Origin of the sequence: Rheinheimera sp. SA_1 (assembly GCF_001669775.1) — a bacterium.
GTDB lineage: Bacteria > Pseudomonadota > Gammaproteobacteria > Enterobacterales > Alteromonadaceae > Pararheinheimera.
The window spans coordinates 571,750-594,512 of sequence record NZ_LXWK01000011.1 but is presented as its reverse complement, the minus strand read 5'-3'; the positions used below and the strand labels follow the sequence as shown (position 1 = coordinate 594,512).

Annotated in this window: 22 protein-coding genes; 5 read left to right on the top strand and 17 right to left on the bottom strand. The window is 50.6% G+C overall.

Annotated features, from left to right (window positions below):
• Positions 1 to 142: 142 nt before the first annotated feature.
• Positions 143 to 1,651, bottom strand: a complete 1,509-nt coding sequence (pepA, locus tag A5320_RS03835) for a leucyl aminopeptidase (protein ID WP_068061124.1) — start codon at positions 1,649 to 1,651, stop codon at positions 143 to 145.
• 310 nt (positions 1,652 to 1,961) lie between these two features.
• Here pepA and lptF point away from each other — a divergent pair, with 310 nt between their 5' ends.
• Positions 1,962 to 3,071 carry an LPS export ABC transporter permease LptF gene (lptF, locus tag A5320_RS03830; RefSeq protein WP_068061121.1) on the top strand — a complete coding sequence of 370 codons (1,110 nt, stop codon included), beginning with the start codon at positions 1,962 to 1,964 and terminating at the stop codon, positions 3,069 to 3,071.
• Positions 3,064 to 4,128, top strand: coding sequence for an LPS export ABC transporter permease LptG (gene lptG, locus A5320_RS03825; RefSeq protein ID WP_068061117.1), 1,065 nt, complete (start codon positions 3,064 to 3,066; stop codon positions 4,126 to 4,128). Before lptF ends, lptG begins: the two co-directional genes overlap by 8 nt.
• 68 nt (positions 4,129 to 4,196) lie before the next feature.
• On the opposite strand, the gene A5320_RS03820 is transcribed toward lptG, so the two are convergent.
• From A5320_RS03820 to A5320_RS03785, 8 genes are all read right to left on the bottom strand, one after another.
• Entirely contained in the window at positions 4,197 to 4,958 is a 762-nt protein-coding gene (locus tag A5320_RS03820) for a substrate-binding periplasmic protein (RefSeq protein WP_068061114.1), read from the bottom strand.
• Positions 4,959 to 5,044: 86 nt separating this feature from the next.
• Complete coding sequence (locus A5320_RS03815) at positions 5,045 to 6,052, bottom strand: SMP-30/gluconolactonase/LRE family protein (protein WP_068061111.1); 1,008 nt, start codon at positions 6,050 to 6,052, stop codon at positions 5,045 to 5,047.
• A 92-nt stretch (positions 6,053 to 6,144) separates the two neighbouring features.
• Complete coding sequence (locus A5320_RS03810) at positions 6,145 to 7,275, bottom strand: phospholipase A (protein ID WP_068061108.1); 1,131 nt, start codon at positions 7,273 to 7,275, stop codon at positions 6,145 to 6,147.
• Positions 7,276 to 7,384: 109 nt separating this feature from the next.
• A complete protein-coding gene (locus A5320_RS03805; protein WP_068061105.1) occupies positions 7,385 to 7,594 on the bottom strand; it encodes a hypothetical protein in 210 nt (69 codons plus the stop codon).
• Positions 7,588 to 8,130, bottom strand: a complete 543-nt coding sequence (locus tag A5320_RS03800; RefSeq protein WP_068061102.1) for an RNA polymerase sigma factor — start codon at positions 8,128 to 8,130, stop codon at positions 7,588 to 7,590. Before A5320_RS03800 ends, A5320_RS03805 begins: the two co-directional genes overlap by 7 nt.
• Positions 8,131 to 8,139: 9 nt before the next feature.
• Complete coding sequence (locus A5320_RS03795; RefSeq protein WP_068061095.1) at positions 8,140 to 8,532, bottom strand: DUF6249 domain-containing protein; 393 nt, start codon at positions 8,530 to 8,532, stop codon at positions 8,140 to 8,142.
• Between the two features lie 106 nt (positions 8,533 to 8,638).
• Entirely contained in the window at positions 8,639 to 9,199 is a 561-nt protein-coding gene (locus A5320_RS03790; protein WP_068061093.1) for a nuclear transport factor 2 family protein, read from the bottom strand.
• Positions 9,200 to 9,320: 121 nt separating this feature from the next.
• Entirely contained in the window at positions 9,321 to 10,217 is an 897-nt protein-coding gene (locus A5320_RS03785; RefSeq protein ID WP_157605615.1) for a LysR family transcriptional regulator, read from the bottom strand.
• Positions 10,218 to 10,401: 184 nt separating this feature from the next.
• Here A5320_RS03785 and A5320_RS21865 point away from each other — a divergent pair, with 184 nt between their 5' ends.
• Positions 10,402 to 10,539, top strand: coding sequence for a hypothetical protein (locus A5320_RS21865; RefSeq protein WP_157605613.1), 138 nt, complete (start codon positions 10,402 to 10,404; stop codon positions 10,537 to 10,539).
• A gap of 101 nt (positions 10,540 to 10,640) precedes the next feature.
• Here the strand turns inward: A5320_RS21865 and arsJ are convergent, their stop codons facing one another.
• The 5 genes from arsJ to A5320_RS22420 form a co-directional block, all read right to left on the bottom strand.
• Positions 10,641 to 11,882: an organoarsenical effux MFS transporter ArsJ gene (gene arsJ, locus A5320_RS03780; protein WP_068061088.1), complete on the bottom strand. Its 1,242-nt coding sequence runs from the start codon at positions 11,880 to 11,882 to the stop codon at positions 10,641 to 10,643.
• Positions 11,883 to 11,894: 12 nt separating this feature from the next.
• Positions 11,895 to 12,923 carry an ArsJ-associated glyceraldehyde-3-phosphate dehydrogenase gene (locus tag A5320_RS03775; RefSeq protein WP_068061085.1) on the bottom strand — a complete coding sequence of 343 codons (1,029 nt, stop codon included), beginning with the start codon at positions 12,921 to 12,923 and terminating at the stop codon, positions 11,895 to 11,897.
• A gap of 239 nt (positions 12,924 to 13,162) precedes the next feature.
• Positions 13,163 to 13,660, bottom strand: a complete 498-nt coding sequence (locus tag A5320_RS03770) for a phosphatase domain-containing putative toxin (protein WP_068061082.1) — start codon at positions 13,658 to 13,660, stop codon at positions 13,163 to 13,165.
• Positions 13,661 to 13,669: 9 nt separating this feature from the next.
• Complete coding sequence (arsB, locus tag A5320_RS03765; protein WP_068061079.1) at positions 13,670 to 14,710, bottom strand: ACR3 family arsenite efflux transporter; 1,041 nt, start codon at positions 14,708 to 14,710, stop codon at positions 13,670 to 13,672.
• Positions 14,711 to 14,728: 18 nt separating this feature from the next.
• Positions 14,729 to 15,514: a metalloregulator ArsR/SmtB family transcription factor gene (locus A5320_RS22420; protein WP_068061076.1), complete on the bottom strand. Its 786-nt coding sequence runs from the start codon at positions 15,512 to 15,514 to the stop codon at positions 14,729 to 14,731.
• 280 nt (positions 15,515 to 15,794) lie between these two features.
• Between A5320_RS22420 and A5320_RS03755 the strand changes: the two genes are divergently transcribed.
• Positions 15,795 to 16,124 carry a DUF4870 domain-containing protein gene (locus A5320_RS03755; protein ID WP_068061073.1) on the top strand — a complete coding sequence of 110 codons (330 nt, stop codon included), beginning with the start codon at positions 15,795 to 15,797 and terminating at the stop codon, positions 16,122 to 16,124.
• Between the two features lie 83 nt (positions 16,125 to 16,207).
• Here the strand turns inward: A5320_RS03755 and A5320_RS03750 are convergent, their stop codons facing one another.
• The 3 genes from A5320_RS03750 to A5320_RS03740 form a co-directional block, all read right to left on the bottom strand.
• Positions 16,208 to 17,626 (bottom strand): M16 family metallopeptidase, encoded by a 1,419-nt coding sequence (locus tag A5320_RS03750; RefSeq protein ID WP_068061071.1) that lies wholly within the window; start codon positions 17,624 to 17,626, stop codon positions 16,208 to 16,210.
• Entirely contained in the window at positions 17,623 to 19,092 is a 1,470-nt protein-coding gene (locus A5320_RS03745; protein WP_068061068.1) for a M16 family metallopeptidase, read from the bottom strand. The genes A5320_RS03750 and A5320_RS03745 overlap by 4 nt, the downstream gene beginning before the upstream one ends.
• 257 nt (positions 19,093 to 19,349) lie before the next feature.
• Complete coding sequence (locus A5320_RS03740; RefSeq protein WP_197489967.1) at positions 19,350 to 21,818, bottom strand: zinc-dependent metalloprotease; 2,469 nt, start codon at positions 21,816 to 21,818, stop codon at positions 19,350 to 19,352.
• Positions 21,819 to 22,058: 240 nt separating this feature from the next.
• Here A5320_RS03740 and A5320_RS03735 point away from each other — a divergent pair, with 240 nt between their 5' ends.
• Positions 22,059 to 22,736, top strand: a complete 678-nt coding sequence (locus A5320_RS03735; protein WP_068061065.1) for a phosphoribosylanthranilate isomerase — start codon at positions 22,059 to 22,061, stop codon at positions 22,734 to 22,736.
• Positions 22,737 to 22,763 lie beyond the last annotated feature (27 nt).

The following is a 22,763-nucleotide window of genomic DNA, read 5'->3' as shown; positions in this document are numbered from 1 at the left end:
ATACCCTTCATCCTTGAAGATTTGGGGGTGTTGGCCGCCTTCGCTCACCGCAGTCACATAGTTCACTATGCTCCTGCGGATTCGTTCAGTTGCCGCCTACCCAAATCTTCAATGATTTTGGGTATAGCTATTTAGTGTCAGCTTAACTCTCCGGATGATGTCCGGCGCGGTTAATTAAAAACTGCGTCAGCATGGCGACAGGGCGACCCGTGGCGCCTTTGTCTTTACCGCCACTGCGCCAGGCAGTGCCTGCAATGTCCAAATGCGCCCAGTTGTATTTACGGGTGAATTTTGACAGGAAGCAGGCGGCGGTAATAGTACCGGCGGCGCGACCACCCAAGTTGCTGAAATCAGCAAATGGGCTTTCCAGTTGGTCATGGTAATCATCCCACAATGGCAGACGCCAGGCGCGGTCACCACTTTGCTCGGAAGCATTCAGAATTTCATGCGCCAGCGGATTGTGGTTACTGAGTAAACCAGAAGCATGTTTGCCAAGAGCAATCACACAAGCACCGGTTAAGGTCGCCACGTCAATCACCACGTCCGGGTCAAAGCGTTCGACGTACGTCAGCGCATCACAAAGCACCAATCGGCCTTCCGCGTCGGTGTTCAGTACTTCTACCGTCTGACCTGACATGGTAGTAAGGACATCACCAGGGCGATAGGCTTTACCGTCCGGCATGTTTTCAGCGGCGGCTAATACACCAATCACGTTCAGCGGTAAGCCCAGCGTGGCGACGGCGTTCATGGTGCCAAGCACTGAAGCGGCGCCACACATGTCGTATTTCATTTCGTCCATCGCATCACTTGGTTTGATGCTGATGCCGCCGGTATCAAAGGTTAACCCTTTACCGACCAGTACCACTGGCGCACTGTTATCCATCGCGCCCTGGTATTTAATCACCGCCATTTTGGCTTCGTTGTCCGAGCCTTTGGCCACCGCTAAGTACGAATGCATGCCCAGCGCGGTCATTTCGGCGACGCCTAATACTTCAATGCTGAGCTTGTCGGTAATGCTATGCAGACCAACAGCCTGCTCGGCGAGCCAGGCCGGGGTGCAGATATTCGGTGGCATATTGCTGACGTCTTTGCATTGTTTAATGCCGGCTGCGATGGCGAGGCCATGTTCCACCGCTTTTTCGCCGATGGTTAAATCGCGACGGGTTGGTACATTAAATACAATTTTGCGCAAAGGACGACGGGTTTCGTCTTTTTTACTTTTCAGCTTATCAAACACATACAGGCAATCCTGGGTGGTTTCCACCGCGTGACGGACTTTCCAGTAGGTGTCGCGACCTTTGACGTGCAGTTCAGATAAAAAGCACACCGCTTCCATCGAACCGGTTTCGTTTAAGGTGCTGATGGTTTTAGCGATGATTTGGCGGTACTGACGTTCGTCCAGTTCACGCTCTTTGCCACAACCGACCAGCAACACCCGCTCGCTCAGCACATTCGGGACATGGTGTAACAACAACATCTGGCCGGGTTTACCTTCCAGATCGCCGCGGCGCAGCAGGTTACTGATATAACCTTCACTGATTTTATCTAATTGTTCGGCCACCGCAGATAACCGGCGTGGTTCGTACACGCCAACTACAATACAAGCACTGCGTTGTTTTTCCGGACTTCCGCTTTTAACGCTGAACTCCATGTCAACTCCTGATTCTAAGAGACGATGGTCGGGGAGGTGCAAGCTTCAGCGCCGCTATACCCGTCATCCTTGAAGTTGCAGGGTTGTTGACTTCGTTTGTTCGCCACAGTCACATAGAACAACTATGCTCCTGTGGCCTCACTCACTTGTCGCCTACCTGCATCTTCAATGATTTTGGGTATAAGGTTTAGTGCGCTGATAAAAAAGCTCGGATTTCACCGGACTTTAGTCGATAATAATTGCTATAAACATCCAGTTTACTTAAAAATTGTCAGGGTGCCAGTAAAAAGACTGGTTTTTGGAGTGCATTTTGATTGTTTTTCGCTATTTGATTGGTGAAGTGTTTAAATCTCAGCTCGCTGTGTTCCTGATCTTAATCACCATTATCCTCAGTCAGCGCTTTGTGAAAACTCTGGCCGACGCCTCTGAGGGCGAGCTACCGGCGCAATTAGTATTAGAATTGGTGGCGCTGAAGCTGCCGCAGATGGCGATCCTAATCTTGCCTTTAGCGGCCTTTTTGGGCGTTTTGATTGCTTACAGCCGGATTTACGCTGAAAGTGAGATGACAGTGCTGCATGCCACCGGCATCAGCGAATGGTATGTGGCGCGGGTTACTTTGGCGTTATCGTTGGTGATTGCCATTGCTGCAGGCGCACTCACACTGCATTTAAGTCCATGGTCGGCCGAGCGTGAATACGAGCTGATGGAAAAGGTTTCTTCTGATCCCGGGCTCGCAACTCTGATCCCTGGCCGTTTCCAACAAACTTCCAATGAAAAAGCGGTGGTGTTTGTCCATGACATCAGCCGCGAAGGCGATACCTTATCCAAAGTTTTTCTGGCGCAGCAAGCTACCGAAGAGGGTGGCCAGCATTCCGTGGTGTACGCGCAAAGCGGCACCGTAACTGAAGACGCTAGCGGTGCGCAGCGCTTGGTGCTGAGCAACGGCCGCCGTTATGCCGGTGCGGTGGATGCGCCGCAATATGACGTGCTGGAGTTTGGCCGCTACGATTTGCAAATCCGCGAACAGCAGGTCGAGCAACGTCGGCGCAAACTGAAAAGTCTGCCTACTGCTGAATTGATGCAGCAACAACTTCCCGAAGCCGTTGCCGAATTACATTGGCGAATAGCCATTCCGCTGTCGATCCCGTTACTGATGATGCTTGCGGTACCACTGAGTAAAGTGAACCCACGGCAGGGCAAATTTGGCCGGCTGTTACCGGCCTTGAGTCTGTTTTTAGCCTATTACATCCTGCTGATCGTTGGCACCAATATGCTGCAAAGTGGCAAATTGCCGCTGGCGCTTGGACTTTGGTGGGCTCATGTCCTGGTGCTGTTGCTGGCGATAGTGCTATTGGTGCAAAGCCGCGCCGGTGCACAGCGCTTAAAAGCACGGATTTTTGGTCGGGGTGAACATGCTTAAGATTTTAGATATTTATATTGGCCGCAGTATCCTAACCACCTCGGCGTTGTCGTTAACGGTGCTGTTGGCCCTGTCGGGTATGTTCCGGTTTATTGATCAACTGCGGGTGGTTGACCGAGGCGATTACACCGTGCTGGCCGCAGGGATGTTCAGCTTGTTCAGTATTCCGGGCGATATCGTGTTGTTTTTCCCGATGGCGGCTTTAATCGGTGCTTTGATAGGTCTGGGGATGCTGGCTAGCAGCAGTGAGCTGGTGGTCATGCAAGCGGCGGGCATGTCCAGGCTCAATATCATCAGTTCGGTGATGAAAACCGCGTTGTTGATGATGGTGTTGGTGATGGTCGTTGGCGAGTGGGTGGCTCCGGCTTCGGAGAAATTCGCCAGGGAACTGAAAACCAAAGCCATTTCCGGCGGCAATTTATTTGCCGCGCAGCAAGGGGTCTGGGCCAAAGATGGTGATGATTTTGTCAATATTAAGCAGGTTTCCGACAGCGGTGATCTCAAAAATATCACCATCTATGAATTTTCACCGGATTTGGTGCTGCAAGCGATAGTCAACGCCAAAGCTGCGGTGTTTGTGGCGGGTGTCTGGCAGCTGGAACAAGTCAGCCGTTTGCATTTTCGCGATGACAAAGTAGAGCAACACCAGTGGCCACAACAACGCTGGCGCTCCAGCCTGACGCCGGACAAGCTCGGTGTGGTGAGCGTCAAACCTGAGCTGCTTTCGTTGCAAGGGTTAAACAGTTACCTCGATTATCTGAGTAGTAATCAGCAAGACAGCAGCCGGTATCAACTGGCCTTCTGGCGTAAAGCCACGCAGCCGCTGACCATAGTGGCAATGATGTTGATGGCGTTGTCGTTTATTTTTGGACCGCTGCGCAGTGTCACCATGGCCGCCAGGGTTTTGATGGGCATTCTGACCGGCTTTGGCTTTTGGATGGCGAATGAAGTGTTTGGCCCGGTGGCCTTGGTGTACCAACTACCACCGGTGTTGGGGGCAATTTTACCTAGTGCACTGTTTATTGGTCTTGCCACTTATCTGATGCAGAAAAAGTAGAAATGTTAATGGCGGGGTCAGAGTCAATTGTTAATTTATTTTTGTTAACAATTGACTCTGACCCCATGTTATTTACTTTGGTAAGAATCAACGATTTGCTGGTACTTACCGTTTTGTTTTAACTGGTCAATTGCCTGTTGCAGCCGGATGGCTAATTCTGCCGGAACGGCATGGTTTAACGCCAGAAAATTATTGCCGGAGGTGGTCAGTTCGATCACCGGCACCGCTGTATCGGCAGGTAGCTGATGGCTGGCGAGCCAGCTTGGGATCACAATGTCCGAACCTATCACCAGGTCTACTTTGCCTTGTACAAATAACGGGATAGGTTCAGATTTACTGCGAAACTCAATTAAATTTTTACCGTATTCAAAGCCCTTCGATAGTAAAAACTCCTCATAGACATCACCATGCGCCACCGCAATTGAATACTGTTTTGCCTGTTCCAAAGTGCTGGCGGCAATTTCAGGTCGACTGACAAGCCGATACAAATAAGCTTTTGAAGATGCGATAGGGCCAACCCATTGGAATAACGGCACTCTGGATTTGGTTCTGGAGATAGTGAAAATGCCGCTGGCCGGATTTTTCTGGGCCAGTTCCATGGCGCGTAACCAGGGATACATTTGCATATCGCATTTGATTTTGGCGATGACGCAGGCTTGCGTCAGGATGTCGGCATTTATTCCACGGATCTGGTCACCAATGGTGCCATTATCTTCAAAATTGTAAGGTGGGAAATGTTCGGTATAAAGCGTCAGCTGGTCGTCAGCTGTGGCCTGTGCACTGCTGAGAAATAATAAGCTACCAAAAAGAGCCCATGCTAACTGCTGCATAAATAACCCACTGAACGCTGACAACTGGCAATATGCCAGAGTCAGCGTGGGATACAAAGCTTTTGTGCAAAATAAAAGCAGTGACGCTAATGCTGTAACCGGATCCGCAACAGATAACTGCTGGCGGTGATATACAGATATTTCAGATCCAGACTTAAACCCACATTGGCCGCTGCCACGCCGGTTTCAATGGTCCCCAAATGTTTACCAGCTGCACTAAACACCCAAACGCCACCAGGGCCGGTTGCCAATAAATGGCCGGAAGGCAGCACTTTTAAGCCATCCGGTAATCCAGACTGAGTTTTAGCAGCTGCTGTTGCATCAAAAAACAACGTCGGTTCGCTGCTGCCATCGACGGCAAATTTCCACCACTGCGCAGTTGCTGGATCTGAGTTGGCCACATACAACCATTTTTCATCCGGTGACAATGCCAGGCCGTTTGGCCGACTCAGTGCGTCGCTAATCAGTTGCACTTTTCCTTGTGGATCCAGCCGATAAACGCCGTTGAACTTCAGCTGTTTTTGCGCTGATTGGTCGCCATCTTTCAGGCCATAAGGCGGATCGGTAAAAAAGTACGACTGGTCGCTATGCTGCACCACATCATTTGGGCTATTAAATTGGTGCTGTTCGAAGTGGCTGGTTAAGGTTTGGTACTGTGGCTTTCTAACGGGCTGCTGCTTGTTATCAGCAGTGGCGATTTTTTCTAGGATAGCCAGGCGCCGATCACCATGTTGCGCCAGCACCAGCTGCTGTTTTGAGTTAAAAATCAGGCCGTTAGCGCCTTCTTTTAAATTCGGCTGCTGATCAAGCGCGGTATAACCAGAAGGTGATAAATACAGGCTGACACCGTTTTTTTCGCTGTAGCGCCAGACTTTATTCGCAGGTACATCGGAAAATAAAATATCGCCGCTACCAGGCTCCGCCACCGGACCTTCGGCCCAGCGAAAGCCTTCGGCCAGAATTTCCAGTTGCGCGTCTTTGGCGACAATCTGTTGCATTTCTGGGTGCAGGGTTTTTACCGGCGCGGCTGGAATTGGACTGGCTGTCGTTGCTAATAAACCTGCAGCGAACAGCCCGAATAAACTCAATGACATGATGATTGCTCCTGAATTGACCGCTCGAGCTTAGCATTGCTGTTGCTGAACTGGTAGCGCTTTCAAAATGCCGGGCAGCAGAACGGTCAGCTTCAGAAATTAAACAACATCACCCCTAAACCAATACTGTGCTGGCGAACATTGTAGTCGAGCAAGGTTTCACCATAGCCGGAGAACAGTTGTAAGTGCCAGCGTAAACCATCAAGCTTGGCTTCACTCACCGGATAGGTCATATCTAATTGAAACGAACCCTGACTTAAATTGGAGAGATCATTGCGCCAGACCAGCATCGCTGTAGCAGCGCCAGGTAACCAGGTGGCGGTGAGTTCGTGGCTGCCGATATAGTCGATTAAGTCACGGTTATCATCTTCTTCCAGACTTTCCGGGATCCGCTGGTGATAACGCCAATTCAGGCCAAAATTGCCTTTATCGAGCGCTAAGCCGCCATAAATTTTATTCCAACTGCGCGACAACGGGTCGTTCTGGCCATTCGATTGATGCGCTGCACCAAATTGCAGCATGCGAATTCGCCAGCCGTCGCCAAGCTCACCAAACCTCTTGGCTACCGGTACGACGTAAATCAGTTCCGGTTGATAGTCAGTGCTGCGAAACGGCGCCGAATCGGTGTGATTCCAAAGTTGCCACATTGAGCGCTGGGTAAAAGCGAACCATAAATCGGCACCAGGCAGGATGACGCCAGTGGCGAGTTTGGTCCGTAACGAGATTTGTAGTTTCGCTTCCAGCGCCTTGTAATTGTCATTACGCGGGCCATCTGGTTTGCCAGGCGTGCTGGGTTGGCGATTAATATTCGAGGTGTAGTGCACCGGTAAAAAGAAGCTTGGCAAATAAGTTCGAAACACAAACCGGTCGCGTTTTTCGTTTGGCGTGAGTTCCCAGTATTTATCCAGCACTGTCGCCACTTCAACACCGTCAGCAGCAGCTGCGTCAATCCGACTGCTATCGACGGAGACCAGTGCCTCGGCAGCAATGGCGGCTTCCTTTGGATTTGCTTTGGCTTTTGCAGCAGCTGCGTCATTGGTTACCGCGCCAGTTATTGCCGAAACTTCGTCGGCATCAACACCAAAAATCCGATCATAACAGGCGAGTCGCTGTGCCGGTTCCGCCGTTTGTTGGCAACTGCTGACATCTTGCGCCAGGAGGGTTGGGGTAAAACCGAGTGCTGAAAGTGCAAACGCCAAGTGGATCCACAACGGCTGTGGCATAAAACGTCCCTGAGTTGGTGAAATTCGATGTTGATTGTGGCAGATAACGGCATACTTAGCGAAATTTCATCGTTGGGCGACGAAGCACTGCACCTTCAGGCTCTGCAAATCAGTCGCTGAGCAGAATGACCAACATCACAATCAAACTGCCAGCCGCCAATTGCACCAGCGTCAGCAACGGTGCGGCAGTCGTCAGCAGTGAATGATTACCCCAGCTGGTCAGCAAAACCGCAAGCAGGCTCACCAGGCTGAAGATCACGCCGCGGCGATGGCGCCATAACAGCATTCTGAGTTGTTGCCGGAAAGTCAGTTTCAGCATTCAGTGTTATTCCTGTCCAGCGCATCACGCGCCTGTTTCATATAGGTTTTTACGCTGCCAAGTGGGATGTTCAGTTTGTCGGCAATCTCGGTTTGGGAATAGCCATAAAATTCCGCGTAGACAAATACCTGCTGTTGCAAGTCTGATAAAGATGCGATCAGCTGCTCCGCATCCATCTGCTGATCGGTGCTGTCGGTATGCACCATAGGTTCTGCGTTCCCGGCAAACCAACGCTCGGTTAACCGGCGAAAAATCCCTTGCGAGCGTTTCGCCTGCAGCATTTCAAAAAAAGCGATCCGCAACAACCAGGTTGAAAACTGCGCCTGGTGTTCAAACTGATTGATCTTCAGGAAAGCTTTGACATAAGTTTCCTGCATCAAATCGTCGACATCAAACCTGCTGTCGGCTGATTTGAACAGCAGAAAAGCCCGCAGTTTTTGCGCATAACGACTGAACAGCTCGTTAAATGCCGCGGTATCACCCGACACCTGCACGATAGCGACCAGTTGCTCCACCGAGGCCTGTTTCAGCGACACTGTTGCATCTTAGCCGGACCGTTTCCGGTCCAGCAGCGCCAGCAGCAAAAACGCCAACCCCAGTAACCCCGGCAGAATGGCAATGCCGTTCAGTGCATCATTCAGGTCCAGATTGTCGTTTTTTCGAAAGTCGGCAAGTTGCGAAAAAGCCAGAATGCTAAAGGCCGTCACCAGCAAAAAAATACCTTTTCGCACATCACGATTAGCCGCGAAAAAGTGCTGCGCCACTTCCCGGATAGTCTCCGGCGTTAATGGCGCCTGCTGTTGCAAGGAACGTTCGACCATCTGCAAAAATAGCTTCTTTTTCTTGTATTTATACAGCAGAAATAACGCCATCAACGCGACCAGCGCGCTGAAAACGATTAGCGGCACCAGAATTTCTGCCCACTCTTGTCCGTTCATACCGATCCGCTTATTTTTGTTGCCTCAGTTCAGCGCCAAGGTACAGCTGTGGCAGCAGTTGTTCAAGTATTGGGCTGCTGCCGTTCAACAGCTGTTTGGTGCGCGCTTACTTTGCTGCAGCGCTCTGATGGTCATAACTAAGCACATCAGCCAGCTGCCAGTCCTGATCATGTTTGAGCCACACCGAGGTGAAACGCGCAGTGCCAGTCAGCTGATCAGGTTTGCCGGCTTCGCGCAGGTAAAACTGATGCTCGCCATGCTGAATGGCACCATAGATCTCGCCATCCCGATATAATGGAAAAGTACTCAGACTGCCTGCGGTCAGTTTGCGGATTGGTTTATGCGCCGGGTCGCTACATAGATAACGCCGGGTATTTTGCATAAACAGTTTTTTATCCTGAAACCCACTTTGATCGTGATAAAACTTCAGTTCCGGGCTGATGGTCGCTTCCAGATAAGCCAGATCACACTGATTAAAACCACGCTCAAAAAACTCGGCATCTTTAAGCGCAAGTTGCTGATGTAAGGTAGTCGAAGTGGTCGCAGTCTTGGTGATTGGTGTTGTAAGCGTCGCTGCAGTCAATGGTACCGACGTCAAAAGCCAGGTGGCCAGCAACAGTCCTGCAGCTTCAAGGATGACGGGGATAAAGCGTTTTTTCAGGTTCATAACAATGTCCGGTGAGTTAACCTGAGATATAGATGCAGCCGGATCTTATTTTGGATGTCGCACTGGAAAATATATTTTAAAAAATTAGTCTGGCCGGATGTCTTTGTTGAAGAAACTGGGATTAGCTCTGTCCAATCCGGCATTGCAGATATTGCAGCAACAGTTTTAAACCGGCTTTCATATGGGTTCGATGCGGGTACACCAGATGTACCGGCAGTGGTGCTGGCATATAGTCGGTCAGTACCGGCACCAATAAGCCAGCCTGAATTTCTTCTTCGACCTGATAACGGGTGACAAACATCAGCCCCATACCGTTGAGCACTGCAGGCTTAGCCGCTCTGTTGCTATTGGTGTGCAGCGGGCCGCGGGTCGGCACTGTGATGGTTTTGCCCTGTTCCAGAAACTCCCAGAACTTTTCCGGGCCAGAGCTCGCGGTCGAAATACACCGATGGTTGGCCAAATCGTTTGGATGTTGCGGAATGCCGTGGGTTGCCAGATAGCAGGGCGATGCCACCAGCACAATGGGCAGCCGGGTCAGCGGTCTTGCGATCAGACTGGAGTTGGCCAGTTTGCCAAAACGAACAGCGACATCCACTTCATCGCCGACTAAATCAACCAACCGGTCTTCCAGCACCAGTTCAACCTGTAATTTCGGATGACGCTGCAGAAACTCCGGCAATAACGGCGCTATCACGGTACCACCGTAAGTGATAGCGACGCTAATCCGAAGGGAACCGACCGGTTCGTCTCTGAGTTCCGCCAGATGATGCTCTGCTTGATCGGCTTGTCGCACCACCTGCTGGCAATAACTCAAAAAGGCCTGGCCTTCAGCGGTCAGCTTTAATTGACGGGTGGTACGTTGCAACAGCCGCACCGCCAGATGTTGTTCCAGCCGCGCAATGGCTTTACTGGCCGCGCCCTTGGACATCGTCAGCGCCGCTGCTGCCTGGGTAAAACTGCCGCTTTCCACCACTTTGGCGAAAATGGCCATATCACTGAGTCGTTGGAGGAGTGACAAGGTGCTAATTCCTAAGTAACTAAACGGATTGCGGGCCTGCCCGCCAGTTTACCAAAATAAAAGCGGGTTGATTGTTTCCCTTTGGAAACAAAGTATCGCGGCCAAGGTGGCTAATCAACTGCAAACTGCAGTATTAGAATGGCGGCTCGTCAGCGAATGACGCCACCAGACAAGGAGCGCGACCATGTTTTTCCAGATCCTGTTTACCATCGTCAAAGGTTTGTTAGAAAACGAAGGGCATGTGATTGACAAGGTGCGCCAAGAACCAACGCCAGCGCCGGTCTGTTGTACCGAACCTGGTTGCGATGCACCGAAGTCATAGGCGGCTCACTGCAGCTGTGAACCGATTTATCCAGTTTCGACCAATGATGTTTGTACCTTTTGCACTGCTTCGGCAGTGCTTTTTTTGGCTGACCCCAAAAGTTACATGTCGTTAGTTCGTTCATTTTGCAACCGCGGTAATCCAATCGACACCAACACAGTCGCAAACAAAAATGCACTTGAGATCCACAAACAAGCGTTGAGGCCATAGGCCTGATAAACCCAACCTGAGAGTAAAGTGCCTATCAAACGACCCATCGCATTGGCCATATAATAAAAACCGACATCCAGCGACACGCCATCACGGCCGGCATAACTGACAATCAGGTAACTGTGCAAGGATGAATTGACGGCAAACACCGCGCCGAATAGCAATAAACCGCCAATTAACCAGGCCAGTGGCGAGCTGGAATACTGTAGCGCGAAGCTAATCAGCAGTGGAATAGTGCACAGTAAGCTGGCCCAGAGCAGGGCGGTTTTGCCATCGGGCAACGATTTTCGAGCAGAACCAGCGTCGTGGCCTTTACCAGTAATCATTGGCGCGATACTTTGCACCAGTCCATAGCCAATTACCCACAGCGCTAAAAAGCTGCCCACTTCAGTGTGGCTCCACTGAAACTGGCTGGATAAATACAGTGGCAGGGCGATGACAAACCAGACATCGCGGGCGCCGAACAAAAACATCCTCGCTGCGGAAAGTTGATTAATGGCGCGGCTTTTTGACAGTAAGTCTTTGAATTTTGGTTTAAAGCTGCTTTTGCCTAAGTCCTTTTTCAACAGCACTAAACTGGCCAGCCACACCAGTAGCAACATGGCAGCCATGCTGGCAATAGCGCCGCCAAAGCCAAGCTGGCTTAACAGTAAACCACCGAGGAAAAAGCCAACGCCTTTCAGTGCATTTTTCGAGCCGGTTAAAATCGCCACCCATTTGTACAAAGCGCCTTGCGCCGAATCAGGCAGTAACAATTTCAACGAGCTTTTGGCACTCATTTTATTGAGGTCTTTGGCGATGCCCGACAACGCTTGTGCCGTCATCACCCAAACCACCGTCAGCCATTCGGCCGGAACTAATAGCATCAAAAGCGCCGAAACTTGCAAAAACAGCCCGATATTCATGGTCTTATTCAGACCCAATCGCGCGCCCAGCCAACCACCGACTAAATTGGTGACGACTCCAAAAAACTCATAAAATAAAAACAACGAGGCAATCGCCAGCGGGCTAAAACCCAGGCTGTAAAAATGCAGCACAATCAGCATGCGCAGCGCGCCGTCGGTCAGGGTAAAAGCCCAATAATTGCCGGTCACCAGCAGATATTGCCGAACGTCTGAGTTTAAAGGGGTCATCGTTTTACCAACTTAGAGTTTGGTTTGATCGGCTAAACCGACCATCCGCGCTAGTTCGACTGTGCGGTTGGCGTAGCCCCATTCGTTGTCGTACCAGGCATAAATTTTCACCTGAGTACCATTGACCACCATGGTCGACAGCGCATCAATAATGCTGGAACGTGGGTCGGTTTTATAATCGATGGACACCAGTGGCCGCTCTTCATAACCCAGAATGTTGATGAGTTCGTTCTCAGATGCGGCTTTGAGTAGGGCATTCACTTCAGTTGCAGTAGTGCTGCGTTCGACTTCAAACACACAGTCGGTCAAGGATGCGTTGGCCAGTGGCACCCGCACTGCATGACCATTCAGCCGGCCTTTCAGTTCCGGGAATATCTCAGTAATGGCGGTGGCAGAGCCGGTGGTGGTAGGGATCAGGCTGCTGCCGCAGGCTCTGGCACGGCGTAAATCTTTGTGCGGGGTGTCGAGGATCGACTGGGTATTGGTTAAGTTGTGAATGGTGGTGATTGACCCATGTTTGATGCCGAGTTTTTCGTGAATGACTTTCACCACTGGCGCCAGACAGTTGGTGGTGCAGCTGGCGGCTGTGACAATCCGGTGTTTTGCTGCATCAAATAATTGCTGATTAACGCCCATTACCACATTCAGCACCCCGGCTTCTTTCACTGGCGCGCTGACAACGACCCGTTTTACACCTTGATCCAGATAAGCCTGCAACTGAGCGGTGCTTTTCATTTTGCCGGAGCATTCAATCACCACGTCACAGCCAGACCAGTCGGTATCATTGATGGCTTTGTTGCTGCTGACTTTTATTTGCTGGTTATTGATCAGAATACGCTCGCTGCTATTGCTAACGTCGTGGCTGACCGCGTGGTGCCAGCGGCCATGCACCGAGTCAAAATGCAACAAATGGGCAAAAGTTGCGGCGTCGGCGGCCGGATCGTTAATTTGTACAAACTCAAATTCCGGCCAGTCAAAAGCCGCCCGCAGTGCTAAACGGCCAATGCGGCCAAAACCGTTAATACCTACTTTGATGGTCATGTTAAAAAACCTGGTAAAAGTTGTGAGTAGGGCGTACTCACCGCGGCAGCGGTAGTACGCCAGCGAAGCATTGAAAAAATTAATGCTGGTTTTTAAATTTCAATAACGACTATTGCTACAACTCCGGCGCACTACCGCTGACGCGGCGAGTGTCGCCCTACGATGTTTTTCATTTTAACTACAATGAGTTAAATTCTATTTTTGCTTGCTAGCTGTTCGAAAAACACTCATCGCAAAAATTACTGGGCGTTAAACCAATCCAGATGCGGCTGTAAAGTCAACGCATAAGGGCGCAACACCTGTACCCGTTGTTTGACCTCAATTTTATCCAGGCCTGCTTCCAGCAGAATTTTCGCTGCCACCAAACCAGTGCGACCGGAGCCGCCTTTGCAGTGAATGGCTACTTTCTGGCCGCTGCGTAATAAATGCTGCACCATTGGCGAGGCTTGTTGCCAACCTTGCGCGAACTCGAGGCCAGGGGCGTGATCGTCGGCAATCGGGCAGAAAAACCAGAGTAAATCCAATTCCTTACAAAGCGCTGGTAAGTCTTTGACCTGCAGCTGCGCCATTTCTTCTTTTGGCGTCAGCGTGATTAAAGCTTTGACGCCGGCGTCTTTTAGTTGTTGCAAAGACTGGCGAAGATCAACGCCTTTGGTGCCGGGGCAAGGGGTAAACAACAATCCTGCGGTCGCAGAGGTGACCGGGTTGAGGGTGAGCTCGTTGAATGGGTGTTGCATAAAAACTCCTTAAGATTTTGCTTTGGCAAACCAATGCCGGGTGCGATTGGCGAACCAGACCAGCGACAACATCACCGGCACTTCCACTAATACGCCAACCACTGTAGCTAGCGCGGCGCCTGAATGTAGTCCGAAGAGTGAGATAGCGACAGCGACGGCCAGTTCAAAAAAATTACTGGCGCCAATCATCCCGGCCGGTGCTGCGACATTGTGAGGTAACTGCAGCTTGCAGCCTGCGAAATAGGTCAGGGCAAAAATGCCATAGGTTTGGATCAGCAGTGGAATGGCGATCAGCAAAATGGCCAGCGGTTTGCTCAGAATGGTTTGCGCCTGAAAACCAAACAGCAGCACCACGGTTGCCAGTAAACCAAAGAGCGACCAGGGTTTGAGTTTGCCCAGTAATGAAGTCAGCCGCTGTGGATCCGTGCCGTTGCTGGACTTTGGCAGTAGAAGTTTGCGGGTGATGACTCCAGCCGATAGTGGCAATACCACATACAGCAATACCGACAAAAACAAGGTTGACCAGGGCACGACAATGTCTGAGACGCCCAGCAGTAAGGCGGTGATCGGCGCAAAAGCGAAGATCATAATGATATCGTTTACCGACACCTGCACCAAAGTGTAATTGGCATCGCCCTTGGTCAGCTGGCTCCAGACAAACACCATCGCGGTGCAAGGCGCCACCCCGAGTAAAATCATGCCGGCGATATATTCTGTGGCGGTTTGCGGGTCGACCCAATCGACAAACAACACCCGGAAAAATAACCAACCTAAAAATGCCATAGTGAAAGGTTTGATCAGCCAGTTCACCACCAGGGTTAGCATTAACCCTTGTGGTTTTTTGCCGATTTTTTTAATGGCGCTAAAGTCAATCTGTACCATCATCGGGTAAATCATCACCCAGATAAAAACCGCAATCACCGCGTTGACCTGCGCATATTCAAGCACAGCCACGGTTTGAAACAACGCCGGCCACCACGAGCCTCCGACCACGCCAACCAGCATCGCGAGCGCGACCCACCAAGATAAATATCGTTCAAAAATGCCCATCACTGGGGTTATCCTTGTTTAATCGCAGCAGTTGGCGGCGCGCGCCGGCCGGTCGCCCATCGCTGCCAGATTGGCAATCAGCGGCGCCAGCAGCTGTGGATTTTGTTGTAAGGTCAGTTCAATACTTTGGCTAGCCCAGGCCGGTAACGCGGGATGTAAGCGGTAAAACACCCATTGCCCCTGACGGCGGTCAATCAGTAGTTGGCTTTTACGCAGCATCGCCAGATGACGGGAGATTTTTGGCTGGGTTTGCTCAAGCGCAGTTTCCAGTTCGCAGACACACAGTTCGCCCTCGTGGGCAATTAGCAGCAAACTGGCTAAACGGGTTTCATCGGCCAGCAGTTTAAAAAATTCCAGTGGCGCTAAAGGCTCTGCCGGTTTTCGCTCCAACAGCGCTTTGTCGTGCAGCAACACAAACATTTTCAGCCGTTCGCTGATTTCTTGCAGTGTCAGATCAAAAGTGCGGGGTTGTGGATCTAATTTGGGATCTGGGAAATCCCAGACCAATACATATTTGGCGTTGATCTGGCTGGCGCACTGCTGGCGGGCTTTGTCACAGAGCAATATGGCATAGTCGAATTGTTGCTGCGGTAGTTGGTTGATGGCTTTGGAATATAAGCCTTCGCCAGGAATACCACGACGTTGCAAGGCATCCAACGCCCGAACATCTACAGTCCCAGGGCTACTGCCGGCGCTATAGACGGTAAAACGGTCACTGTAATGATGTCTTGCAGCAGCTTCAGCTAATACTGAACGGGCGGAGTTTTCGCTACAGACAAACAATAAACTCGGTTGGTCAGACATCAAAGGCTCCTATGTTTTGGTTGATTGTATATGTGAAAAAACATATATGCAATATTGGTGATTCTGCTGAGCAGAAGAATTCGATGATCAGCAGTGAGTTTTAGGTTTGGCAACAGTCATTGGCTAGCCGATGAGCAGCCTTGGATCTGGCGGACTGAGATTAGAGTTTGCTTTTTAACAGCGTTGCGTTAACGTACTGATTGAACGACTGTTTAAGTCATCTGTGTTTGGCCTGGCCGTTTTAAACCAAGCCGTTATCAACAACCATCAAGGAAAGCCCATGACTGATTTCGGAATTTCACCCAACAAAGACAGTAAAAATCTGGCGGCTATTACCCATATCGCTTCAATCTTTTTTGCGTTTTTTGCGCCCTTGTTGATGTATATCCTGAAAAGTGACGATGCCTTTATTAAAGAAACGGCCAAAGAAGGGCTGAATTTCGCCATCACAGTGCTACTGGTGTATATCCTGTTAGGTGTCACTATTATTGGCGTGTCGCTGATGCCGGTATTGTGGCTGATTACCGTGGTGCTGTATGTCATTGCAGCGAAAACTGCCACTGAAGGGCAGGTCTACCGGTTTCCATTTACCTGGCGGTTGATCAAGTAATTGTTAACTCGGGGTCAGAGTCAATTGTGAACAAAACAACTGTTAACAATTGACTCTGACCCCGCAACTAACAAATGTACCTTTTATAGCTTGTATACTGCTTTTAGCTCTGGTACCGCGGACAGCTGCGCTTTGACGCTCTCATCGCCAACCACCACTAAGGTCATTTTATCCAGTGTCAGATATTTTGCTGCCAGCGCGGAAATCTGTGCCGGGGTCATGGCGTTGACCAATTGCACATAATTTTCCAACCGCGATAACGGTAAACCATGACTTTTTAAGAACCACAGTTCGTTGATAATCGAGCCGCGGGCTGAGTTTTGCAGCACGTAAATACCGGAAATGTAGTTTTTAAAGCCAGTCAACTCTTGCTCTGACGGCGCTTCAGTTTGCAGGCGTTTAATTTCCTTGATGATTTCCGCAAGAGCGGGGCCGGTTGCTTCGGCCGTGACATCAGCTTGCTGTTGCCAGGTTGCCGCTTTGACTCTGCTATTTACTGCGCTGTTCGGCGAATAGGTGTAGCCTTTGTTTTCACGGATATTCGAGGTGATCCGACTGGCAAAAGAACCCCCCAACAAGGTATTCATCACCCGCAATCCAACAAAATCTTCATGCGATGCATCGACAACTGCCAAACCAAATTGCAAAGTCGACTGCGGTGCATTGGGCCTTGGGATAAAAATCAGCTCAGCGGTATTGGCCTTGGTTGGTGAACTGATTTGGCGGGTTTCACCGGCTGGCATGCTGGCAAATGCAGCCTTTACTGCAGCTTCGGCTTTTTGCTGGTCAAATTTACCGGCAATAAACAGATGGCTGCGTTTGGCGACCAGATTTTTTTGGACAAAACTTTGCAAGTCTTGCAGGGTCAACGACTGCACCACTTTTTCGTCGGCAAATATCTTGGCATACGGATGACCGGCAAACACCGAGCCGTAAAAGGCGCTGGTCGCCTGGTTACCTGGTGTCGATTTTTGCACGGTTAAATCACGGACAAAGTTATTCACGGTACGCGAACGGTCTTCGTCAGTAAATTTAGAGTTGATTGCCAAATCAGCCAGCAAATTAGCGGCATCCCCAACATAGTCACTCAGTACATCCAATTGCAGAAAGCCGGCATTGATACCAACGCTGCTTTGTACCTGGCCGCCCATGTTGGCCGCCGCTTCGGCAATTTCTTTGGCAGAACGGGTACTGGTGCCTTCGGTCAGCAAGTGATAACTCAGATCGGACACCGCATCCTTAGCGCCATCGTCAACATTGCCGGTGTCGGTGATCAAGCGCAGCGTGACTTTGGGCGTGCTGCCATATTGGATCAACGTTACATTCAGGCCGTTGTCGAGGGTAAAATTGTGGGTGTCGGTGAGCTTAAAGCTTTTTGGGGTGCCGCCAGCCGGTGGTAGTTCTTTTTCCTGCGCCGGTAGCTGAAAAGCCAGCAGACTCAGTGCCAGGATAAACCCGGTTTGCAGCGGACGTTTTATCGAGAATTTCAGTAGTCCTTTCATGGCGTGTTTCCTTCTTTAGCCGGAGTAGCCGCAGCAGCAGGGTCTTCGCCAGGCGTTAAGGTCAGAATGGTGCGGTTACCCGGACGCAGATATTCAGCGATGGTCGCTTTGAGAACTTCCGGTGTGACAGCTTTAAATTGAGCTTCTAAGTCGTTGATCCTGGCAGGGTCATTGTCAAACAAGGCAAAACTGGCCAGTAAATCCAGTTTGCCAAAACCATAAAAGCTGTCGATGTTGTCGTACAGGCTGGAGCGGATCTTGACGATGGCGCGATCAATATCTTTTTGCAAAATCGGTTGTTCGGTCAGTTGACCAATCACCTGATCGATTGCCGCCAACAACTCTTTTTCACTGTGTTTTTCATCATGGGTGAATGAGCTCATCCACAACATCGGGCCGTTGTAGTTAAACATATTGCCCAGCAGATAATTGATCCCACCCGCGACATCGCCGGTCAGTTGGCGGTTTTTTACCAGCTCCTGATGGAGCAGACTGTCACTGCCTTGCACTAATAATTGGTCCAGAATGCCCATCGCAAAATACTCTGGAGTATTGCGTGGTGGCATTTTGTAGGCAAAAGCCAAAGCTGGTTTAGGCGCCAGTTTGTCGAACTTATTAAAACGTTTTTCCTGCTCTTGCCTAAGCTCGGTTAAATCAGGTTGTGCCGGTAACGCCACCGATGGAATAGCGCTGAAATATTTTTTCACCATCGCCAAAGTCGGTTCCACTTCGACATCGCCGACCACCACCAGCACTGCGTTATTTGGCGAATAATAAGTGTCAAAAAACGATTTCACATCATCCAGATTAGCGGCATCCAGATCAGCTAAATCGCCATAAAAGTTGTGGGCGTTATACCAGTTGTTAAAGGCATATTGCGGCATATCCAGCCAGGGAAAACCACCATACGGCTGGTTCAGCACATTCACTTTAACTTCGTTTTTCACCACACCTTGTTGATTGGTAAGGTTTTCCTGGGTGATGGCCAGACCTTTCATCCGGTCGGCTTCCGCCCACAACATGGTTTCAACTTTATGCGCTGGTACTATTTCAAAATAGTTGGTGTAGTCAAAGCGGGTTGAGCCGTTCAGCACGCCACCGTTGGTTTGCACCAGACTGATAAATTCCATTTTGCCGAGGTTTTTCGAGCCCTGGAACATCATATGTTCGAATAAATGGGCGAAACCGGTGCGGTTTTTTGGCTCGTTGCGAAAGCCTATGTTGTAGTACACCCCAATCACCGCAGTCGGAGCGGTATTATCTGGTGAAATCACTACTTTCAGGCCATTTTCTAAAGTGCTGTAGTGCACCGGGACATTAAAACTGACGGGGGCTGCTTGTTGCGTGGCCTGACTGACTAAAGCGTCAGTGGCGGCTGGCGGTGCGGCAGGTGTTGGTTCGGCCGGTTTTGGGTTGCACCCCAATAACACAGCACTGACACCAAGCGCCAATAATCGGCTGTACATAACAAATTTCCTTTTTTTAGTTTTTGGGGGGAACACAGTCGCTGGAACAAATTTACTATAACCAGTGGTTAAAAATGCCGCAATTGGTTTGAAAAGCAATATGTATCAAGATTTTACAGAATGTGAGAAAAAGAATGCAGGCTGATGATATTTTTGGTTTTATTGTTTGATTAACCCTGATCTGAATCAAGGCGCAGGTCGACTAAACACCCCCAAAAGTCACCATCAGTACTTTGGGGGTATTGGTCAAGGTGGGACTAAATCGGTGAACCGGGTGGCGGTGCTAAAGCTTTTAGTTTACTCAGGTTAGCGGCATCTTTTTGCGCCTGTGTCGCCAGTTGCTGCAGCAATAGGGAATGTGCATCTTTGGCTGCTTTGGCGCCTTGCTGGATAGTGTTCAGCAGCACCAATAATTCAGCACGAATTTCTGGGGCCAGTTGTTCGTTTTGTGCCAGTTTCGATATCTGCAGCAGATAGCTCACTTGCAACCGCCGGCTAATCAATGGTTTGGCGGCTGCCGGCGTTTGCAGCTGTTGCCACACTTTTGCGAGAAGTAATGCCACTGATGGCACGCTGTTGTCCGTTTGATGTTGCCACTGTAACCGGGCTAGCCGTTCGCCATTGAGCAAAATACTAAAACTATGTTGCGCGGCAGCTTCCGCTAATGACAGCGGATCCAGTACCAGCCCGGTGTAACCCTGGGGGCTCTCGCGGTTGTTACTGTAACCATAAGCTTTAGGCGGGATCAACTGCTCCACCGCAGTCGGCAAAGCCAATGCCGTCGGATTGATAGTGCTGAGCAGCGCTTGTAATGCGCGGGTTTGGTCGGCGCCAGCCACCGCTTGATAAAGCAGTTTTTCTCCGGCAGTTTTGACCTGATAACGATAGTCATAACCACCCAGCCATTTGCCGGCTGCTTCGGTTTGATAACGATGGGCAAAATACACCGGCATTAAAATTTCGGCGAGGTCAGAATAAGGCCGGCCATTCGCTAAGGCTTTGCTGCTGAAATTAGACAGCGCTTGTTGGCGTAGCTTCATCACGCGTTCCAGTTCGGTCACGGCATCAGCGCCGTTGTCCCATAAACTGGAATAAGCGTGTGGTAGCTTGCTACCGTTACTGTCCGGATCAGAGATAAAGCGGAAGCCTTGCTGGTGCGCCTGGCCGACAAAATCGAGCCGGGTTTTATCATCTGCAAAGTCACCGTAACCATATTGAATGACCCGTTTATCCCAGTCGCCGATGCCACTGGCATAAGCGCCGGTGAGCGTGATTTTATTGTCAGCGCCCATACTCAGCACCGGATGCGGGTAATCCATCACCGAAGCGCGGTCTTTATTGCTGGCGGCAAAGTTATGGGCAATACCCAGAGTATGGCCAATTTCATGCGCAGATAACTGACGAATGCGCGCTAGTGCCATTTCGCTCAACGCGGCCTGAGCCGTGGTGTCTTCTGTGGTTGTAGCAGATGCTGAACCTTCAGCCGAAAATGGTGCCGTCATGCCCTGGGCAATCAAATAATCCTGCCGCACCCGCAGCGATCCTAAAGTGACATGGCCCTTAATAATTTCGCCGGTACGCGGGTCCATCAGTCCGTAACCATAAGACCAGCCGCGAGTCGCCCGGTGCACCCATTGGATCACGTTGTAGCGCACATCCAGCGGATCGGCATCGGCGGGTAACATCTTGACCTGAAAAGCATCTTTGAAACCGGCTGCGGCAAACGCCTGATCCCACCACTTGGCGCCATCTAATAATGCTGACCTCACCGGCTCCGGCACACCAGGATCCAGATAATAGACAATAGGTTCAACCGCTTCACTGATGGCCGCTGTCGGGTCTTTTTTCTGTAGTCGATGCCGCGGAACAAATCTTTGCATCATTTCTGCTTCAATCGGCACCGCGTAATCTTTGTATTCAAACGACCAAAAACCACTTTCCGGATGAAATGGCCGTGCGACAAAACCAGCTTCGGGTAATTGCACAAAACTATGATGCATCCGCACGCTGATGCTGTAGGGATCCGGCGCCACTTGCTGCACAAATTCGCCCGGCTTATCGCCGGTAAACGTGATGGTTGCTTCAAGCTCAGTATTTTTCGGGAAGGCTTTGGTGCGAGGCCAGTACAAAGCAGAACGGCTGGCATCCAGGCTAAAATCGCCCTGATTGGTAGCCGCTAAGGTACGCGCTACACCATGGCTGTCGCGCAGCACAAATTCCGTGGCATCGAGCAGCAGCGAATCAGCGTCGCGGGCGACCACCGGAAACCCCCACAATACCGAGCTGGCAAAAGCTTCTTCGACCGAACGTTGTTCCAACGGGTTATCCGATACGGCGCGATATTGGGTATTGCGCTGGCGCAACAACACTTTTTCACCGGCATCTTCAAACACCACCAATTTTGCGTCGAGCGATAACAACTGGCCTCGATCCAGCCCGATATCATTCGAACCCAACCCTTGTGGCAGGCTGGAATAATACAAATATTCGGGCGCCTTGGCGGGAACCTGTAAATACACTTTGCCGTTTTTGGCGTCGGCAAAAATTGGAATGAGCCCTGGTTGCTGGGACATTGCGGCAGTGAAACCGGCGATGCTCAAATCAGATTGAGCTGTTTGGCCTGGTTCGGCCGTTGATGCAGGCTGGCAAGCGGCTATCAGCAAGGCGAGTGCCAGGGTGAGCCCGTGCGTCAGCCATAATCGCCGATAGGTTATTGAATTTGTCATTATTATTCTCCCTGAGTCAGGGTGAAATTAATTATCACTATTTGCCGCGAAAAGCTATGGGCTGGTGATCAACAGCTGGTTGGCTGCGGCCAAATAGTCACAGCTATTGCCAAATATTTTTAGTCTGTTGTTTTTTGATTATATCTTGACATGAAGATTCTTTATGTATTAAATAAATATATCTTCAGGTGAAGATACATGAATGTGAGATATTTACCACAAACCCACAGGGAGCGCGAAATGAAACATTTGATCCAGGTTGCCGGCATTATTGATCGGCAGGAAGCACAACTGATAGTAAATGAAGGCGTTGAATGGCTGGGTTTTCCGCTGCGGCTGCCATCTGGCCGTGACGACATCAGCGAACAGTCTGCGATTGCCATTATTGCAGAGCTGGATCAGCCACATGCTGGTGTGCTGATCAGTTATCTGACTGATGCCGGGCAAGTCAGTAGCTTTTGTCAGGAGTTAGGGGTGAAAGCTGTTCAGCTGCACGGTGATATCAGCGTCGACGAAATGGCAAAACTGCGTCAGTTAAGACCGGATCTGTGCATTCTGAAAAGCCTGGTGGTGAAGGAAGATAACGCTGACGAGCTGCTGCAACTGGTTGATCAGTGTGCCAGCTATGTCGACATGTTTATCACGGATACCTATAACCCGAAAACCGGAGCCAAAGGGGCGACCGGCTTAACACATAACTGGGATGTCAGCGCTGAGCTGGTGAAGCGCTCGCCTAAACCGCTGATGTTGGCGGGTGGCCTGACGCCGGACAATGTAGCTGCCGCGATCCGCCATGTGCGTCCTGCTGCAGTGGATGCGCATACCGGGCTGGAAGGGGCGGACGGGCGCAAGGATGCTGCGCGGATCCGTCGTTTTGTCGCCGAAGCCCGCCAGGCTTTTGCTGAACTCGCCGCTTAAGTCAACCGGCCCGCTGTTGATGCCGCG

What these genes read in the sequence shown, in the direction of transcription:
- pepA (WP_068061124.1), bottom strand. Translation starts at nt 1,651, where the DNA reads ATGGAGTTCAGCGTTAAAAGCGGAAGTCCGGAAAAACAACGCAGTGCT.
- lptG (WP_068061117.1), top strand. Translation starts at nt 3,064, where the DNA reads ATGCTTAAGATTTTAGATATTTATATTGGCCGCAGTATCCTAACCACC.
- A5320_RS03820 (WP_068061114.1), bottom strand. Translation starts at nt 4,958, where the DNA reads ATGCAGCAGTTAGCATGGGCTCTTTTTGGTAGCTTATTATTTCTCAGC.
- A5320_RS03815 (WP_068061111.1), bottom strand. Translation starts at nt 6,052, where the DNA reads ATGTCATTGAGTTTATTCGGGCTGTTCGCTGCAGGTTTATTAGCAACG.
- A5320_RS03810 (WP_068061108.1), bottom strand. Translation starts at nt 7,275, where the DNA reads ATGCCACAGCCGTTGTGGATCCACTTGGCGTTTGCACTTTCAGCACTC.
- A5320_RS03805 (WP_068061105.1), bottom strand. Translation starts at nt 7,594, where the DNA reads ATGCTGAAACTGACTTTCCGGCAACAACTCAGAATGCTGTTATGGCGC.
- A5320_RS03795 (WP_068061095.1), bottom strand. Translation starts at nt 8,532, where the DNA reads ATGAACGGACAAGAGTGGGCAGAAATTCTGGTGCCGCTAATCGTTTTC.
- A5320_RS03790 (WP_068061093.1), bottom strand. Translation starts at nt 9,199, where the DNA reads ATGAACCTGAAAAAACGCTTTATCCCCGTCATCCTTGAAGCTGCAGGA.
- A5320_RS21865 (WP_157605613.1), top strand. Translation starts at nt 10,402, where the DNA reads ATGTTTTTCCAGATCCTGTTTACCATCGTCAAAGGTTTGTTAGAAAAC.
- arsJ (WP_068061088.1), bottom strand. Translation starts at nt 11,882, where the DNA reads ATGACCCCTTTAAACTCAGACGTTCGGCAATATCTGCTGGTGACCGGC.
- A5320_RS03775 (WP_068061085.1), bottom strand. Translation starts at nt 12,923, where the DNA reads ATGACCATCAAAGTAGGTATTAACGGTTTTGGCCGCATTGGCCGTTTA.
- A5320_RS03770 (WP_068061082.1), bottom strand. Translation starts at nt 13,660, where the DNA reads ATGCAACACCCATTCAACGAGCTCACCCTCAACCCGGTCACCTCTGCG.
- arsB (WP_068061079.1), bottom strand. Translation starts at nt 14,710, where the DNA reads ATGGGCATTTTTGAACGATATTTATCTTGGTGGGTCGCGCTCGCGATG.
- A5320_RS22420 (WP_068061076.1), bottom strand. Translation starts at nt 15,514, where the DNA reads ATGTCTGACCAACCGAGTTTATTGTTTGTCTGTAGCGAAAACTCCGCC.
- A5320_RS03755 (WP_068061073.1), top strand. Translation starts at nt 15,795, where the DNA reads ATGACTGATTTCGGAATTTCACCCAACAAAGACAGTAAAAATCTGGCG.
- A5320_RS03750 (WP_068061071.1), bottom strand. Translation starts at nt 17,626, where the DNA reads ATGAAAGGACTACTGAAATTCTCGATAAAACGTCCGCTGCAAACCGGG.
- A5320_RS03745 (WP_068061068.1), bottom strand. Translation starts at nt 19,092, where the DNA reads ATGTACAGCCGATTATTGGCGCTTGGTGTCAGTGCTGTGTTATTGGGG.
- A5320_RS03740 (WP_197489967.1), bottom strand. Translation starts at nt 21,818, where the DNA reads ATGACAAATTCAATAACCTATCGGCGATTATGGCTGACGCACGGGCTC.
- A5320_RS03735 (WP_068061065.1), top strand. Translation starts at nt 22,059, where the DNA reads ATGAAACATTTGATCCAGGTTGCCGGCATTATTGATCGGCAGGAAGCA.